Genomic DNA, 18747 nt, shown 5'->3' on the forward strand with positions numbered 1-18747 from the left:
GCAGATTTATAATGATATTATACAAAATCATCAAAATAGTGATCGCGTTAAGGTTCAGCAATATATTTTTCAGTATTTTTACAAGCTTAAAAAGGCGCTTGGTTTACCAATACCTCTACCGAATTTATATATCAAGCCCAAACGAGAGAAAAATTCGATTGAGTCAGAAGACATCATGGCAAAAATCCGTGAGTCAAGCCTGATGGGAAAGCGGTTGCAACAAGCTTGGCGAGAAAATTTACATCAGATGAGTCCAGCTCAAGCATTTGCTGCATTGCACGCCAGTCTTTGGATATATTCTGGTGTGCAAGATGAGCAGCTTTGGCGGCAAATCTATCAGTATATCATTGATCAAAAGCCACTACTTAGGCTAGGCAATGCGCTAATACTGACTGTAGAGATCCCCAGCAAAAGCTATGGATATCATCCCAGATTCAGCACGTCCATGCTGGAAGATGTGGCAGATAATGCCGACGCTTTGTTATTTATCACTCGCCATATCGCCATTGATGATGTCAGCTTGATGTGGATTGCTTATATCAACCGCCATCTCCAAGGCAAAATGCCGACATTTGAACAAACCCAGAAGGCGTTCGATCAACTGATGCAGACCTGTCTGCAAATCGACAGGCCAAAGCCCCATCACTTTAGTACAATACAAAAGGGTTTGTATCTTGCCAGACAAACCTTTAAAAATTCACAGCTGGATATGCAAATGTCTGCCATTGTCAGCGATCAGCAAAAACACACGAGCATCAGTAGCGATCAGTGGAACAAATACCACTCACCAAGCTTTAAACCACTGATATTGGCACCATCCGATGAGCTGTTTACCACGACTTCGCCCATCAAAAAAGGTAAGGCAGAGCCAACCGATAAACCAGCTGTATATAAATCCGATCTAGTGCGTGAAATAAGAAATACCCTAAATCAAACTAACGCCACAGCCATCGAATCGCTTAAGGTGCTTGCCAGTCAGACACAAATAAGTGCCCAGTTGGGTCTGATTTACTGGATAAGCGATCTACTTGACGGCGTAAAATCTGCAGGTATCAAACGTCATCAATCTACAAGTGCCAAACGCTATTTAAGCGAGGTTGGCGATTGGTTTTTACATGTTGTGCAAGATCAAGACATAACCACTTGGAATGACGATGATTTTATCAATTTGTATGAAAACATTATTTATCATTCCAATAAGAAGAAGATAGGTTACACAGCAACTGTACTCAGATCCTTACATCAATCTTTGCAAAGGCATTTTGTGAGCATTCCCGGTGTCGCAATTGCAAGTAAAAGCGATGGCATGGTGGTTGAGCCCGTCCTTGTCGCACCTATTATGTATCAGCATATCCGCAATCTGATACACTTATCGACACTCAGTGAGCATAATCAAAAAATATTGGACATCATCTTTATTCTTTTGTATCGCACAGGCATGCGGATCAATGAGCTCTTGGGACTTAAACTTAGGGATTTTGAGTATGATTACAAGCAAGAACAAACAGTCATCCTAAATATTTTGGTACGTCCCAATGGTTATCGTAGTATTAAATCTGATGATGGTCGTCGCAGGTTTTGTCTGCAAGCATTGCTCAAGCCATCCGAACTACAATTGGTGCATGAGTGGTATTTGTTACGCAAACAAAGAAATGAGACTTACTTTTTGACGCTAGAGCACAAATCGAGTGCGCTTGAATATCATGAAATCCAAAAGCCAATCTCGGTGATATTGGATACTTTGCCTTATAAGGTGACCCCGCATGGCTTTCGCCATAATGCCATCAGTGTGATGGCGATGATTTTGGGTGGTGCGGATGCGCTCTTACCATATTTTAGTGATTATAGCAGCGATGAGATATTGGCGATTAAGCGCAAGTTTTTGGGTGAATGTCATCAGATATCGACAACAGCATGGAGCGTCTTGGCAGAATTTGCCGGCCATTCATCGCCCGAAACGACATTTTCTAGCTACATTCATGTGGCTGATTTGATTGCGTATAGTCAAATGGCTCATGCAACAATAGAAATGCCTGCACCTTTAGTGGAGGCATTGACAGGACTTCGTCGCCAAAGTTTTAGCGACAATGGACGTCGTGCCTATGATAAAGTTAGCGGCATGGTGAATCTAAATGATATTCGCACATTGATAATCAGGCAATTGGGTGCCAATTGTTATCGCAGACCTGCTCGTGTTACACTACCTGCCATCAAAATCACGTCACACAAAGCACCAAGCAAAAATCAGATGCCTGATATTTTAAGGATTGATGTACATGCAGCTGTGATGAAGTTTTTGGAGAGTCTGCAAGATAATTACTCATTTGAGCACGCCAAACCCGAAGGCTTGGATTCGATCAAGGCTGAGAAGATTAAGAGTTATATTGACACGCATCGTAAACAATTAACATCCTATTTTGGGGATAAAGGCAAAAAGAATCCAAATCAATATCTACCGATCACGCCCAAAATCAAGCAGGAAATCACTTTACTACACAATTTACTTAAAAAATTGGGTGATTTATATCAGGCAGATCGCAAAGCATTTGATGATTTTGTGGTGATTTTACGCGGTGCAAGCTTTGTGAGCGGTCAGATGCGAATGCCTTTTAAGAATCGCTCGCAAGTTTATCGATTTGCACAAATCGCTGTCAAGCTACGCGACAAAAAGTATTGGCGGATAGAAGTTGCTGCTAGGTCTGATGTTAAAAAGCCTATCAATCTAAAGCAAGAATTGGTTCAATTAAAGCAAGAAACCACAATCATTGCCAAAAAATCAACTCGTGCAAATAGCTCTTATACGGGATTTTTGATATCAAATACCTATACCATCGATAACAAGAAGCATAATGGCGTTGCCATATTGCAACATGTATGCTTTTTATTGGTGGTGGGGATTGATGCTTGTTAAAAGGCGCTTGGTTTAGCTCTAGAAGTTTAGTGATTATTTCAAATTCTTTGAGACGATTCATTCTAAATTATTTAAAATCACTCACATCTCAAGCATTATAGCTTTGGTGGCTGCTAGTATGAAATTTAACCAGCTTGATTTGCTTGTAATAATTAGCATGAGAGTATAGGTCATGGCATCTTTAACAAAGGCAGTAAAACTTCACCACTTATCTTTAAAAAACCAAACACAGCAGTTTTACCGTTGCACCTCAAGTTCATTTCACCACCTAAGAATTCTTATGGCCTTTTGAGCAAGATGATATTCTATCGCAAGCCTAATCTTGCGATAGAATAAGGCAAATAAATTATGCTTAATATTAAGTAAACCACTTGCTGTTCTAGCAGTAACTTGCGCTACAAAAAATTCAGGCAGTCTTACCTATTTGAATAATCATGCAATTTAATATATTCTGATAAATTTATAAATATATTGCAAGGTGTCATTAATATTTTTAACAATATATTGACATATTGATCAAACTGGTATGTTCACGCTATATCTTCCGCCAGCATCTCTGCCTGTTTTAGAACCGTTTCTGTTGCCAGCTTTTCCATATCAGGTGGATAGCCGTATTTTTTTAACAAGCGCTTAACCAACACTCGAATTTTCGCTCTAGCATCTTCCCTACTCCACCAGTCCACTGTTACACTATTGCGTATTTGCGAGGTCAGTACTACCGCTAATTCGCGCAATTTATCTTTACCCATCAGATCCTTTGCGCTGTCATTAACGGCAACAGCAGAGTAAAAGGCAAATTCAAAGTCGCTCAACCCCATTTCTTGAGCCAATCGATCAGACTCATGAATTTCTTTTGCTAGCTTAATTAACTCCTCAATAACTTCTGCTGCAGTCAAGACTTTATTTTGATAGCCTTTAATTGCATTATCCAACATTTCGGCTAGCTTTTTACTTTCGGTAAAGCTTTTTCGACCCCGAGCCTTAATCTCGTCGTTCAAAAGTTTTTTTAGCGTTTCCAATGCGATATTTTTATGCTGATAGTCTCGCATCTCCTCCAGAAATTCATCAGACAAAATACTGATGTCGGGCTTTTGAATGCCTGCTGCATCAAAAATATCCACCACTGATTCGCTGACTAGAGCTTGGTCAATGGTTTGGCGGACGCGTTGCTCCAAATCGTCCTGAATATTTTGACCGCCCGTTCCTGCGGTAAATTTGGCTAAACGCGCTTTTACCGCCTGATAAAATGCCAATAACGGCGCATATTCCATTGCGGTATCATGTGGTACTGCCAAGGCAAAGGCTTTTGATGCAGCCAAGACTGCGGTTAAAAAGCGTATTTTGCCTTTGCCTTGGTCAAGCCCCAAAATGAAATCTTCAGCCTCCAAAATAATAGCAAGTTTGCGTGCGGTATCGGCGGTAAAATATTCTGCAACATCAAAACCATGCAACATATCTTCCAACACTTCCATTTTTTCACGCAACACCAGCACGGCTTCATCTTGTACCAGAGCAGGTTCACCCTTACCGCCAGCTGAAGCATAAAAACTTAATGCATTTTTCAAATCAGCAGCAATACCCAGGTAATCCACCACCAAACCGCCTGTTTTATCTCGGTGTACACGATTGACACGCGCAATAGCCTGCATCAAGTTGTGCCCTTTCATTGGTTTATCAATATAAAGTGTATGCATACATGGTGCATCAAAACCCGTCAGCCACATATCACGCACAATCACCAGCTTAAGCGGGTCATTCTCATCCTTCATACGCAACGCCAATGTCTGGCGCTGTTTCTTGGTGGTATGATGCTTTGCAATAGCTGCACCGTCAGAAGCTGCAGAGGTCATCACTACTTTGATAACACCTTGATGCAAATCATCGCTGTGCCATTCTGGCTTAATTGCCACAATTTCATTATATAGGTCCACCGCGATGCGTCTAGACATCGCCACAATCATTCCTTTACCCTGACCTGCATTGGCTTTTAGTCGAGCTTCAAAGTGCTGAACGATGTCTTTAGCAATTTCTTTAATGCGCTCACTACTGCCAATAATCATTTCAACACGCGCCCATTTACGCTTTTCACTTTGAGTCAGGACTGCTTCATCCTGCTCTTCCAATTCCTCATCCAGCTGATGTACCAGCTGACGCCCCTGTTCATCTAAGCGGATTTTTGCCAAACGGCTTTCGTAGAAAATTCGCACCGTTGCACCATCTTCTACCGCCTGTGAAATATCATAAATATCGACATAATTACCAAATACCGCAGGCGTATTAATATCATGACTTTCAATTGGAGTGCCCGTAAAGCCTAAATATGTTGCATTAGGTAAAGCATCTCGCATATATTTGGCAAAACCAAATACCGTGCGCTTACCTATCACCTTACCATTTTTGTCTTTTACATCCACCTCTTTGGCAGAAAAGCCGTATTGTGAACGGTGGGCTTCATCAGCAATCACAATAATATTACTACGATCGGACAGCTGTTCATAAACGCCATTGTTATTTTCAGGTTGAAATTTATTAATCGTTGTAAATACAACACCACCAGACTTGACCGACAACAATCTCTTCAAATCCTCACACGAATCAGCTTGCTTTGGTGTTTGGCGCAACAAATCTTTAGCTGCAGAAAATGTGCTAAATAATTGGTCGTCCAAATCGTTACGGTCAGTAATAACAACAATTGTTGGATTATCCAATGCCAATACCATTTTTCCAGTATAAAATACCATGGAGAGCGACTTGCCAGAGCCTTGCGTATGCCACACCACGCCTGCCTTTTTATCCCCGAATTTTGCTTCGGCAACCTCTTTATACTTGGTCTGCATGACTGCAGATGCTGGCATATTCACCCCTACTGCGCGCAAAGTAGACCACACCGCCGCATTCACTGCATAATACTGATGGTATGCCGCCATTTTTTTGACAGGTTTAATCGTAATTGTTCCGTCTGACGCCTCATTCTTATCATCCTCAAAGACAATAAAATGACGCAACACATCGAGTAGTACCGTGGGATTGAGCAAACCTTTGATTAATACATTTAATTGTGGTTCGGTGCGCTTGGCTTCGGTTTGTCCGTTGTGGCTTTTCCATGTCATATAGCGTGATAAGTCGGCTGATAATGTGCCAACTCGTGCCTCCAAGCCATCTGATATGACATTAAACGCATTAAAGGTGTATAAATTGCTTAATTGCGCTTGATAAGTTTGGATCTGGTGAAAGGCAGATGTAACGGTGGCATTTTCATTGACTGCATTTTTTAGTTCAATCACAACCAAAGGAAAGCCGTTAATATACAGGATAATATCTGGTCGGCGTTCGTGTCCATTTTGTTTGATGGTTACTTGATTAATCACCCAAAATTCATTGGTGGAAACATTATCAAAATCTACCAAACGCACCACTTCTCCGCGTGCTTCACCGTTAATTTGTCGCTCCAAGGTAACACCCTGGGTCAGCAGTTGATGAAAACGGCGGTTATTAGCGAGTATATCGGGCGAGATGGTATCGTTGATTTGTCGCCATACTTGCGCTTTGTCGCTGTCGCTTAATTGGGGATTGAGACGCTGTAATGCTTGTTCTACTTGCTCTTTGAGCAACACTTCGCTATATGTCCGCAACGGTGTTGTGCCGTTTGGTTCAATATCTGCACCGTAGCGGTAGTCCCAGCCCAATGCTTGCAATTCGTTGATTGCCATTAGTTCAATGTCATTTTCGGTGAGTTTGATCATAAGGTTTTCCTTGCGAATAATTTTAAGGCTGTCTGAACATTAAATTTGGTATGTCACTTTAATTTTTATCTTCTTTTTTACTTAGTGCACGCAACGTTTGAGCATTCTCGCTACTCACTACACTTCTTCCTGTTTGCTTTTCCAATTCTTCGCGTGCCACTTTGGCTACATTACCACCTTGTTTGGCAACCTCTTGGCTTTGTTTAAAAGTTTCAGGATTAACCGCTTGCGAAATGTCTTTGGCAGAGGCTTCAGCCAGCATATTCAAAATTAATTCGGTACTGGTCATATTGTCGCGCAGATTTTCTTTTTTCAAACCTTTGTATTGCTTGTATTCTTTAACTGTTCTACCTGACCATGTTTTGCTGATGATATTGGTTAAAATGGCAAATTGTTGGTCTTGCACACCCACGCGTTGCCATTCGTCTGTCAGCTCTTTGCGGATTTCGATACTTTTTAATCGCTGATTTATCCAATCGTCTGAATAGCCAAGATTGCGATAATCCTGCAAGGCTTGCTGAATGCCCAATTCAGGGTCTTGGATTTGGTCTAAACGCTCGCTCCCCACTTGAGCAAGCCAGATTTTGAATGGTTCGGCTTTTTTGCTAGGTATGGATTGGATAAGGCGTAAAATATGCTCTGCCGTTCCCGCCAACGTTTTGCGTTTTACACCACTTGTAGTTTCCATGGCTACCTGGGGACAATTTGTCCCCAGGTAGGCGTTAAGTTCTTCATCACGTTTGCGAATTTTTTTGAGATAGTCGGTTGGATTAACCGAATCGGTCAATACGCCGACCACATCAACAATAGAAAAATACCATTTTTCCTGTTCGCTATCCCAATGGGAACGCACTTGATATTGCTCGAATAATTGGATATTGCTCATAAGTTTTTCCTTGCGAATAATTTTCAGGCTGCCTGAACATTGACGCGCACTTCGCCGCTAATAAGTTTAGGCAGTAAGGTATCGCGTAGGGTTTCTAGGGTTTGGATTTGCTCTAAATTAAATATTTTTTTCTCAAAAAAAGAATAAATAATCTCAGAATATTTCAACATATTCTCTTGTTTAATAACTGGAAATGGGCATTTCTCTATTAAAGATGAACTTATATTAGGTTGAGCACTCCCTGTTGCTGAATTATTTATATAATCTTGACCTTCTTCCCCTTTTAATTGAAGGTATGCTAAATAATTTGCCCCTTTAAATTTTTCTTTAAGAAGCCCTACTCGTTGATTTAGTAATAATATTTTTTTGTTTTTTGGTACAACTCCTAGCTTTCCAATTTCAGCACCTGTCATTGCAATTAACACATCGCCACTTGATATTAAAAATTTTTGTGGTATTTGAGCAAAAATACTATCATCAACATAATCAGTATTATCTAAATCCACATAATCACCATTAATATTTTTAATTTTTATAACAGAGTTTTTTCCATCTGAAAGAAAATCTTTACTTTTAAAAGCATATCCACTTTGTAAATTAACTAAATCACCAATTATTCCTACATTTTCGTTAGCCTCTTCCACAAACCATTGGCGGAATAGGGTTTCTGCCATTTGTTCTAGTGTGTAGTTTTGGCGGTGCAATAGGTCGATTTTATCGTCTAGTGCAGATAAAACATCGGCAATCGCTTTTTGTTCGGGAAGTGGGGGGAGATTGATTTCAATATTGCCAAAATCAGTTTTATTTAGTATAGGTACAGCACTTCCTGAACTTCCAAGAGATTTTAATAAATATTCATTATCTTTAAAATAATAATAGATAAAATCTATGATAACTTCATTATTTGGTATAAATGAGTTTATTTGTTGATTTGTAAAACATTCTTTTCCATTTATAACAACTTTTCCCATATCAGAACCAATACAGGTAACTAAACAAGAATTTTTAGGGATTATTCTTGTGTTATGTCTATTCATACCAATCTCAGATAACATTCTAATACTGGTATTGGCAAATTTGTTGTAGTTTGCATAATCCGTTGGGGTAATAAACATATATATATTACCCCATTCATTTGGATTATCTTTCGATGGCGTTTTTCCTGTAATAATTACACCAAGAGTTGAAAGCCTTCTTTGTACCCACTCACTCATTCCGCCACCTCATTTAAATGAATTTTTGCCAACTGTTCGGCAATTTGGGCATTGAGTCGTATTTCTTCTGCCAGTTGCCCGTTAAGTTCCTGTTGCAGTTGGGCGAAGCGTTCAACAAAGTTAAATTCGTCTTCGTCTTCAGGTAGCCCCACATAACGCCCTGGAGTCAGCACATAGTCCAGTTCGGCAATTTTACTGCGCGGCACGCTGGCACAAAAACCTGCGATGTCTTGATATTCGCCGTCTTGATTTCGCCAGTTGTGGTAGGTGTCGCTGATTTGGGCGATGTCGTCTGCGGTTAGGATTTTGTTTTTGCGGTTAATCAGTTGCCCCAAATTTCGCGCATCAATAAACAGCACTTCTTCGCTACGGTCGCGGTATCGGCTACTGTTGGCGCGGTCTTTTCGCATAAACCATAATGCAGCAGGGATTGGGGTATTTAAAAACAGTTTGTCAGGTAAATTTACAATACAATCAATCACATTGGCATCATTCACCAAGGCTTTACGAATGTCGCCCTCGCCCCCTGTTTTGCTGGTGAGTGCGCCTTTTGCCAATACCACGCCAGCTTGTCCTGTTGGGGAAAGATGGTGCAAGAAGTGTTGTAACCATGCAAAGTTGGCGCTGCCCTCCGGCGGTGTACCATAACGCCAGCGTGCATCGCCTGCCAGTTTTTCATTCCACCAATCATCATCATTAAAAGGTGGGTTTGCAAGAATAAAATCAGCTTTTAGATCGGAGTGAGCATTGCGCACAAATGAACCTTCGGTATTCCAGTACACATGCTCGGCATTGATACCGCGAATGGCAAGGTTCATTTTGCAAAGTCGCCATGTGGTTTGGTTGCTTTCTTGTCCGTAAATGGAAATATTGTCAATGCGTCCTTGATGCGCTTCAACAAAGGCTTCCGATTGAACAAACATGCCGCCCGAACCGCAACATGGGTCAAATACTCGTCCTTGGTATGGCTCAATCATATTGACCAATAGGCTGACAATGGATTTGGGCGTATAGAATTGTCCGCCCTGTTTGCCTTCAGCAAGGGCAAATTCACCCAAGAAGTATTCAAACACATGCCCTAAAATATCAGCAGACCGTTCTGCGGTATGCTTAAGATCAATAGTATGAATCTCATCAATCAGTTCGCCTAATTTGGTTGGGTCTAGATTTTGTCGTGCATAAACTTTGGGTAATACGCCCTTGAGTTGGACATTGTCATGCTCAATATCCTCCATCGCTTGGTCCACCAATACGCCGATATTGCTCTGTTTGGCGTTGCTCACCAGTTTTTGCCAACGAGCATTTTCAGGAACAAAGAAGATATTGTCGGCTAGATATTCGTCTCGGTCTTCAGGGTCAGCATATTCTTCTTGTTGTAATTGTTGGTATTTTTCTTCAAAGCTATCAGAAATGTATTTGAGAAAAATTAAACCTAATACAACGTGCTTATATTCAGCCGCATCAATGTTGTTGCGTAATTTGCAAGCAGATGCCCAAAGCGCTTTTTCTATTGGCTGAGCCTCGGTAGCTTTAGATTTTTTCGCTTTTGCCATGTTATTTTCCTAATTTAAATCGTGAAAGATGGAAGCGGCCGCAACCGCTTTGGTTAATTTAAATAAACTTATAGCCAAATATAATTATCCAATTGTTGCATTTGCTGCTGCTTTTGGGCAATTTCTTGCTTAAACGCTTGCTGTTTGGCTAAATTTTCGGCTGATTTTCTATGACTTTCAGCAGGCAGTATTGCCACAGGAAACTCTTTTAAATCCTTAATAGAGATACCCGCAATGACCGTACCTGACGCCAATAATTTTAGGCGCGCCTGTCCAAAACCAGAACGCAGCTGCATTAATAAGGCCGAGCTACTCATAGGGCTATTTGCTTTGACACGCAGTACCATACTTGCCTGACCGGCAATTACCCTACTCTGATAGCGATCAATCAAGTCCTGTGATACTATCCCAACCTTGCCTACACTACCTCTAATAATAATGATAATATCATCGTTTTGCAAAATGTAAGCATCAAGCTCTTCGATCACCTCTTTACTAACAGATGAGCTCTTACTGACCGTATCAATATAGCCAAAATCTGGTAAATCACCGCCTTGTATCTCAAACACCAGCTCACCACCCCCTTGTTTTAGTTTACCGATAGCGATGGGACGTAAAATGTCAACCAGTTGGCCAAGTGGCAATGTCTGATGCTGCTCAATCACATCCATAGCCTGCTTGGTTTCTTCATTGACAACATATCTCTCAGGATCTAGTACATAGCCCTGTTTGGTAATATCTGCATGACTAACAGTAACCTTATTATCACTATCTTCATCTGATAGGATAATAGAAGTTAGCCGATCAATATCCACCAAGCCAAGATCTCTACCTTTGCGGTGCAAAAATTTACTATCTTTTAATGTGATAAAGGATACTGTATCATACTGCTGACTCATATCAAACACCATCAACACGCTGTTGATAGATGCGTTTTTTATCATGCCAGAAGGTAAAGATATTACTGCTTTTAGATGTTTTTGCTCTAACAACCATTGACGCATCACCAATTCACTCGCAACAGACGATGTCATAGCACCGGTTGGTGTTACCATCATCAACAGACCTGTCACCTGCTGCATTGCGTGCTGGATTAGATAGTTTTCGTAACTATTGGTATGGACTGCAAAGCGGGAATCAAGCTTTAGTTCCTTGTCGACACCATGACAACCCAAAGGATCAGCGATAAAACCAGCATCAAACTGTTGCAACTTACCATTTTCAATAAATGCTGGATTTAATAAAGCATTACCATGATGATAATACACGCCACCAAGAATTAAATCAAATAAATGCGGCACTACGCTACTCTTCAAACTTTCTGCATACACCGATCTAGTACGTCCAAGCATTAAAGTGTTGCTAAATCTTTCTTCAAATGGAATGTACAAAGTATCCGCACCGCGCTTGCTGAGTAGTGAGTGCAAAAGCTCATAAAGATCATCCTGCAATACAAACCCTGGGCTGTCTTCAGAACCACCGACTGTTGGCAGCAAAGCACGTACCCACTCTTGCTTATTGTCTTTATTCAGCAAGCCTTTAACCTGAGCGTCACTCAGGTAATTAATGAAACGCTCTAATGCGCTGATGTCTTGAATCCGACTTAGTGAATTATTGCGATAACCGACAAAAGCTTGAGGATGTTCCTGCTCTGCCATTTCAATGGCCTGTTTCAGATCTTGCTGTACCAAATCTGGGTAAGTAACCACTAAAGCAGTTGCCTTTAATGCAATTTCCTTAATATCGTTTCGAGACATGCTATCTTTTAGAGCATCGGAGAATTGATGAATTTCTTTCTTGTTTAGAGCAATATGTTTATTCATATAGTACCTCGTTTTGGATCGTGTTGTTCAACTTGGTGTTACCCAAATTGCAAATATCAAGTCATTCAACTCTCATATCATTGACACAATTATTGAATATCTCTGGCTATGTGTATAATAATATCTTATGTTTTATTATATGTCAACATTTTTTATAAAAGTACTATCCACATTTTTATAAAAAATTGCTTATTCTTTTGACTTTTGGTTGTTATTGCTGAAAAAAAATCCACCTTACAACCTTACAGTTAATCGCTTCGTATATTAAAATAGGCTCAGAATAAATTTGTGGGTCGGATTAGAGTAAGACAAAATAACACCTTTAGACAGCTCCTATCTTGAGAAATCCTACTTCAACAAACTAATTGTCATAATTGAACAGCAAATAAATAAGATGGGCATTCTGTTTGTGCATTAAATGACCCAGCCAACACTACCTTTTCGCAAATCATAATCGCATCACAGCCTAAAACAACCCACCCTTGACCCCATCCACCTTTTCATATATGATAACCGAAACCTTTTTCAAGACACCGCCATGACCCAATCAGATGACACCAAACCCGAATCTCGTCCCAAATCTACTCATGGCGGTCGCCGTGCAGGCAGTGGTCGTAAGCCATCGCCATTTGGTAGTCCTGTGGCAAAGAAGATTCCTAGAAACTTATTACCGATGGTAGAGTCTTTAATTCAAAAGAATAAAGCAGGGAAATTGGGTGTGGTATTGACTACAGGCTCTGTACCATTAGATGCACTAGTCGTACATCCTAATCCAACTAAGCTTGACTTACCCATCGCCACAGAGAAAATCCCTGCAGGCTTTGCTTCTCCTGCTGAGGGTTATATCGAAGATTATTTGGATTTTAATGAGTATTTGGTACGCAATCCTTCGTCCACCATCATTGCTCGCTGTGGTGGCTATTCGATGCTAGATGCTGGGATTGATAAAGATGATTTATTGGTCATTGATCGTGCCATCACCCCAAGCCATCGAGATATTGTCATGGCGGATTTGGGTTCTCAATACACCATCAAGCGATTGCATATCTTAGATGATGGATGTGTCGAACTACATTCTGAAAACAGTCGTGGTGATGAGCGTTATCCTAACTACACCTTTAGCGATGGCGATGAACTTGCCATTGTCGGTGTGGTGATGCATGTGATTAAGGATGTGCGTAAGCGATAAGCCATCAATAACAATCTATCAATATTGAAAAGAGTTACCAATTTCAAATTGCAATCTGATAAACTTTACAGTATCATATCGGTAACTTTTTTCAAGATGATGATTTGATGTACGCACTGATTGATGGCAATAGCTTTTATTGCTCTTGTGAGCGAATTTTTAACCCTAAGCTTAAAAACAAAGCTGTGGTTGTTCTATCAAATAATGATGGCTGTGTGGTGGCTCGCACGGCTGAAGCCAAAGCACTTGGCATTAAAATGGGTGTGCCGTATTTTCAGATCAAAGAGCTGGTTCATCGCGGTAAAGTCATCGCCTTTTCAAGTAATTATGAGCTATACGGTGATATCTCTGCTCGAATGATGAATACCATTGCAAGCCTTGTACCTGCTGTTGAAATTTATTCAATTGATGAATGCTTTGCGGATTTAACAGGGATTACACAGCATCAATTATCTGATTTAGGCAAATCCATCAAAGATAGAGTCTGGCAATGGGTAGGTATCCCTACTTGTGTCGGTATTGCACCAACTAAGACACTGGCTAAATTCTGCAATCACCTTGCCAAAAGCTACCCACAGCACTTTGGTGGTGTGGTGGTTTGGGATGATTGGCCAAAAGACATTCAACACAGAGCCTTAGCAAGTCAAGCGGTGGATGAAATATGGGGCATTGGCAGTCAAACAGCACTACAGCTTAAGCAGCTAGGCATCACCACCGCCAAAGACTTCGTCGATGCTGACAGACATCTTATCAAGCATCATTTTAGCGTCACCACCCAAAGAACATGGCAAGAGATGAATGGCAAACCCTGTGCAGGACTTGAAATTGAAGAGCCAAAGAAACACATCATTAGAAGCAGAAGCTTTGCTAAGGCAATTAGTGAGATTGAGCCACTGCAATCAGCCATCGCTTATCATATCGCTAGTGGTGCCCAAAAGCTCAGAGAACAAAACACTCTAGCTCATACACTGACCGTTATTATCCGAACCAATCCATTTGGTAATCATCAGCAGTACTATGGTAAAAAGACCATTGCTCTTACCAAAGGCAGTAACGATACTCGAGTGTTAAACCAACACGCCCAAAAACTGCTTAAAATCCTATATAAACAAGGCTATCACTACAAAAAGTGTGGCATTGAATTGGGTGGGATTGAATCCATCCATCGTGTGCAGTATGATTTATTTGCACAACAAGATGAATTTGAGCATTTAGAAAATCAACATCTGATGCAAACACTGGATGCCATCAATAAGCAATTTGGCAAAGGCAAGCTGATTTTAGGCTCGCAAAAGCTGTCTGATGACTGGCAGATGAATCGGGGCTTTATGAGTCAAAGGTTTACCACGCGTTGGGATGAGTTGCTGCCAATTCATTAAGTGCTTTAAAATGGAGAATAATATGCCCAACAACAGCATGAGACCAATTCATGTGGGTGAGATACTGCGTGAAGAATTTTTAAAACCTTTGGGGTTGTCAGTAGCGACTTTGGCTGAGTTTTTTGGGCATTGTGCCTGATCATGTTCATGATATTATCAGTGGACGGTGTGGTATTAGTGCAGACACTGTCGTGCGTTTGGCACAGTATTTTGGCAACAGCCCTATTTTTTGGCTGGACTTACAAAATACCTATGAGCAACAACTTACCAAAACAGCCCATTTCAAATAACCTTAGAACCATCACAGCATAAAAAAAGGAAACTCATATGGAACAAGCAAGCACCCAAAAGCTGACACTTCAAGACTATGCACCTAAGCACTACATCAAAATATCAGAGTTAGAAGAGAACTTTGATTACTGGATGGAAGTTGTTCAAAAAGATGTGATTGCTATCATAAAAGATGGAGAGCCTAAATTTTGTATGGTGCCTGAATTTATTTATGCACAAATAACAGCTTATACATCTTTGAATGATTAATAATCAACGATAATTGTCATAAGCCAAAACCCATGAAAGATCGACCAACGCGTATCTTTGATGCCTTTTGTGAAGGGATATTGGATACTGCTGTGTTTTATAGCAGTGATGATGCGTATTTGTATCGATTGGATGAATATAGACAAGTCTTTGAAAGACTGGCTAAAGATACTGACATCCAGGTGATTTATTATGACTTTACTGATGTACAAGCATCCATTTATCAGCATTTTATGTCACATATGATTGCAGCTGTTTGCCCCAATCAAGCAGATAGCTGTTATTCTTTAAGAGTTGTATTTGAGCAAATTATTTCAGGTAATCAGCGATATTTGTTAATACTGGATAATATTGAGTGCTTATATCAACCATTCTATCTCCAATCATCTGAAATCAAAGACTTCATTGGCTCATTACGCACCTGCCTAGATGTCTATCGAATGAATATTCGCACGGCTATGCTTTGCCGAGATACAGCAAATTTAAGAAAGCTGTACCATGATTACCATGAGCCATTTTATCGTTTTGGGTATTTGCAGGATGTGGGGAGGTAGCTGTCGTTTTTTTAACAGTGTTGGGCAGAGATTAAATCTGTGTAGTCTTATTTAACTGCAGCAGTAAAGAATATAACTTGCCACATTCACTTTGCCGATAGATATTATCATAGCAATGCACTGATACGATTCCGACCAGCCTTAGATTTGCCACAACCTGCACCTGCCGCTAATGTTATTAAGGCGTGCGAGATTGGTTCATAGTCACAAAAATACAATTATCTCTCTAATGTATCTGATAGTAAAATTAATGTATAATACCTAATTTAATCTATTTTTTATCAATTTCCGGTGAGTGTGTTCAATGCAATTTAGCGATGTGCTACTTAGGCTAATTCCCTTCACTTCCAGCAAAGATGGCGAAACCGTATTTTTTAGCAATATGCAAGGTGGTGACTGGATTATTACAGTATTCATCTTGATGCTATGGTGCATCTTTGGTTACTTATTTCTAAATAGAAAGTTTAAGAAAGATAAGAAAATTTTGACTCAGTTGACAAGTGATTTGAAGTCAATTGACCAAAATAGCAATCATTCTGAGCTGATTGAACTAATTTCCGACAAAACTCGCGATACTGATGCTTGGTATGCTTGGAATGACTTTAAAAAGAATCTAATCCAGTCAAACGACCAAGGGCAGATTTCTTATTACCGCATTTACGACAGTAAGGCTTTTTTCAACCAACAGTCATTGCTTGGCTATATCGGAAAATCTCTATTTAATTCCGGTTCATCATTTTTGCTCAGCATTGGTTTGTTGGGTACTTTCTTTGGCTTATTCTACGGTCTAATTCAATTAAATCTAGATAATGCAGATACACTGCAAGACTCGATGCGCATTCTAATCAATGCTTCGGGTGCAAAGTTCTCATCATCGATTTGGGGACTTGGTCTAGCCACGCTTTACTCATTTCTGGAAAAAGGCATATTGAATCGCACTTCAAAAGCGATTGCCGACATTCAATTTATCCTAAATGATCGCTTTCCACTACTGATTGCCGAACAATTGCATCAGTCGTCGCTGGATGTGCAAAATATATCCAAAGAAACTCAGTATTCGATATTGGATGTTAATAAAAGAATTCTACAAATACAACAAGATAGCTACGGGATATTAAATACCCTTTCTTACGACATTGGTATGGCTGTGGGCAGCCAAATATCTAGCACCATTATTGAGGGTATGAAAGGCGCTATGCAGGAATTGGTTGATAATGTTGGTGGAAGCAAAGAAGACACCCTGCATCATGCACTAACTGAACTTAAATCTGGTGTGGGCGGTGACTTTTCTCAAAAGTTAGAAAAAGTTTTAAGTAATTTTATGGATGAAATTAAAAAATCTACAGGAAGCGATGTAGAAAATCTCCAAACCCAAATTGAGTCGATTAGTGGATTGGTGAGCACTCTTACAACGCAAATCAGTACGCAAACCACCAAACTTGATAATTTTATCAAATTACTAGATGGTAAAATTCAGACCATTACCGATAACACACAAGCTTCCAAGGATGCGATCTCTGAGGCTGCGGTAAATGCTGGACAGACAGTTGCCAATGCTGCAAAGCCTATTGTTCATATCGTTGGAGATTTTAAGGAATTTGCAGACAAGCTATCAAGCATCAAAGAGCAAGTTGAGTCATTTGAAAGATCAACACTATCTCTGAAAACTGCTTCTGCGAACACTGTAGAATCAACAAATAAGTTTGACACAAGCATAGGTACCCTAAACAGTGCCAGCAGTACTATGCGGAGCGCAGTAAAATCATTTGGGACGAATCTTGATAAATTACAAGAACTCCCAACAAAACTTAATGAAATCACCATCAAAGCTGGCGAGATATCAAACGAATCAGAAAAAACTTATAAAGATTTGGCAACGGCTTTTGGTGATTTGACAGAGGTCAATCAGCAAAGCGTAAATTCATTGAAAAAAGACCTAGCAGCATATCAACAGACAACCGAAGGTTTCATCAAGCAAATACTTGACGAGGCGAAAGCTGAAACGACGGGAGTGTTAGATGCAATGTCGGCAGGTGTTACAGCTTACAAAGGATCTAGTGACGCACATATTGCCAGCAACCTTGAAGCCCAAAGAAAAGAAATGGAAAAATACATCGAAAAAGCAAATGAGTTGCTCAAAACCACAATTTCCAATTATGATAAACAGTTGGAAGTATTTGTAAACGGACTTAGCTCTGCCACTGCAGAACTAAGTGAATCTATGGAAATGTTAAGTTCAAAATTAAACAGAGGTAAATAATAATGCGACGCACCCCAATGGAGCAGAACAATCAGTCGCATGATGAGGGTCATTATTGGATTTCCATCTCAGATCTGATGACTTCACTACTGTTTATTTTTGTTATTATTTTGGCTTATACGATTTATTCCTTTAGTGCCAAATCAGAGGCTTTTGAGGAGAATTTCAATAACCGTAGCGAGATGCTAGTCAGTCTACAGGAAAACCTCAAGCATAAGAATATCAATGTGGATATTGACCCAAAAAATGGCAATATGCGCATCAAATCCGATACTTTTTTTGCTGTTGGTTCAGCTGAGCTGAACGAGCAAGGCAGACAGACGATTACGAGCATTGCGGCTGAAATCAAACAGGAAATGTCCAAACCGAAATACCAGCAAGCGATTGATACAATCTTTATCGAAGGTCACACGGACAATGCACCACTGAATAACAGCTTCGGCGCTGGTAGACGCTGGACAAATATGGAGCTATCAGCACAGCGAGCCATTAACACATATACCACAATGGATGAAGGCGCACAAATTTCGATGATGAAAAATAAAAATGGTCAACATCTATTCTCGTATAGCGGTTATGCTGATCAACGCCCCGTGGTGGATAATACCACCGAACAAGGGCGCGCCAAGAATCGACGCATTGAGATTTTCTTTGCCCTAAATAGCCCTCAAGCCCATTTGACCCAGTAGGTGAGC

General features: G+C 40.3%; 14 protein-coding genes. 9 read left to right on the forward strand and 5 right to left on the reverse strand.

The features are described 5' to 3' along the window. The first annotated feature begins 175 nt into the window (after nt 1-175). Nucleotides 176-2911 (forward strand): site-specific integrase, encoded by a 2736-nt coding sequence (locus tag NGM44_RS04270; RefSeq protein ID WP_253224377.1) that lies wholly within the window; start codon nt 176-178, stop codon nt 2909-2911. Between the two features lie 530 nt (nt 2912-3441). Here NGM44_RS04270 and NGM44_RS04280 read toward each other — a convergent pair. The 5 genes from NGM44_RS04280 to NGM44_RS04300 all read right to left on the reverse strand — a co-directional run bounded on the left by NGM44_RS04280 (nt 3442) and on the right by NGM44_RS04300 (nt 12130). Continuing rightward, entirely contained in the window at nt 3442-6654 is a 3213-nt protein-coding gene (locus NGM44_RS04280; RefSeq protein WP_253224378.1) for a type I restriction endonuclease subunit R, read from the reverse strand. Nucleotides 6655-6712: 58 nt separating this feature from the next. Beyond that, a complete protein-coding gene (locus NGM44_RS04285; RefSeq protein ID WP_253224379.1) occupies nt 6713-7540 on the reverse strand; it encodes a BRO family protein in 828 nt (275 codons plus the stop codon). A 23-nt stretch (nt 7541-7563) separates the two neighbouring features. Beyond that, nucleotides 7564-8754, reverse strand: a complete 1191-nt coding sequence (locus tag NGM44_RS04290) for a restriction endonuclease subunit S (RefSeq protein ID WP_253224380.1) — start codon at nt 8752-8754, stop codon at nt 7564-7566. Continuing rightward, complete coding sequence (locus NGM44_RS04295) at nt 8751-10307, reverse strand: class I SAM-dependent DNA methyltransferase (RefSeq protein ID WP_253224381.1); 1557 nt, start codon at nt 10305-10307, stop codon at nt 8751-8753. Before NGM44_RS04295 ends, NGM44_RS04290 begins: the two co-directional genes overlap by 4 nt. A gap of 68 nt (nt 10308-10375) precedes the next feature. Further along, nucleotides 10376-12130 carry an N-6 DNA methylase gene (locus NGM44_RS04300; protein WP_253224382.1) on the reverse strand — a complete coding sequence of 585 codons (1755 nt, stop codon included), beginning with the start codon at nt 12128-12130 and terminating at the stop codon, nt 10376-10378. 538 nt (nt 12131-12668) lie between these two features. Here NGM44_RS04300 and NGM44_RS04305 point away from each other — a divergent pair. The 8 genes from NGM44_RS04305 to NGM44_RS04335 all read left to right on the forward strand — a co-directional run bounded on the left by NGM44_RS04305 (nt 12669) and on the right by NGM44_RS04335 (nt 18741). Next, nucleotides 12669-13319, forward strand: a complete 651-nt coding sequence (locus NGM44_RS04305; protein WP_253224383.1) for a LexA family transcriptional regulator — start codon at nt 12669-12671, stop codon at nt 13317-13319. A 107-nt stretch (nt 13320-13426) separates the two neighbouring features. Beyond that, nucleotides 13427-14698 (forward strand): Y-family DNA polymerase, encoded by a 1272-nt coding sequence (locus NGM44_RS04310; protein WP_253224384.1) that lies wholly within the window; start codon nt 13427-13429, stop codon nt 14696-14698. A gap of 37 nt (nt 14699-14735) precedes the next feature. Then, nucleotides 14736-14837: a transcriptional regulator gene (locus tag NGM44_RS10890; protein ID WP_371923530.1), complete on the forward strand. Its 102-nt coding sequence runs from the start codon at nt 14736-14738 to the stop codon at nt 14835-14837. Beyond that, complete coding sequence (locus NGM44_RS04315; protein ID WP_253224385.1) at nt 14830-14988, forward strand: addiction module antidote protein, HigA family; 159 nt, start codon at nt 14830-14832, stop codon at nt 14986-14988. Before NGM44_RS10890 ends, NGM44_RS04315 begins: the two co-directional genes overlap by 8 nt. A gap of 37 nt (nt 14989-15025) precedes the next feature. Next, nucleotides 15026-15238, forward strand: coding sequence for a hypothetical protein (locus tag NGM44_RS04320; protein ID WP_253224386.1), 213 nt, complete (start codon nt 15026-15028; stop codon nt 15236-15238). A gap of 32 nt (nt 15239-15270) precedes the next feature. Next, a complete protein-coding gene (locus tag NGM44_RS04325) occupies nt 15271-15792 on the forward strand; it encodes a hypothetical protein (RefSeq protein ID WP_253224387.1) in 522 nt (173 codons plus the stop codon). Nucleotides 15793-16096: 304 nt separating this feature from the next. Next, nucleotides 16097-18052, forward strand: coding sequence for an anti-phage ZorAB system protein ZorA (gene zorA / locus NGM44_RS04330; protein ID WP_253224388.1), 1956 nt, complete (start codon nt 16097-16099; stop codon nt 18050-18052). Between the two features lie 2 nt (nt 18053-18054). After that, on the forward strand, nt 18055-18741 hold the full coding sequence (locus NGM44_RS04335; RefSeq protein ID WP_253224389.1) for an OmpA family protein: 687 nt from the start codon (nt 18055-18057) through the stop codon (nt 18739-18741). Nucleotides 18742-18747 lie beyond the last annotated feature (6 nt).

It is taken from the genome of Moraxella sp. FZFQ2102, assembly GCF_024137865.1.
In the GTDB taxonomy this organism is placed as follows: domain Bacteria; phylum Pseudomonadota; class Gammaproteobacteria; order Pseudomonadales; family Moraxellaceae; genus Moraxella.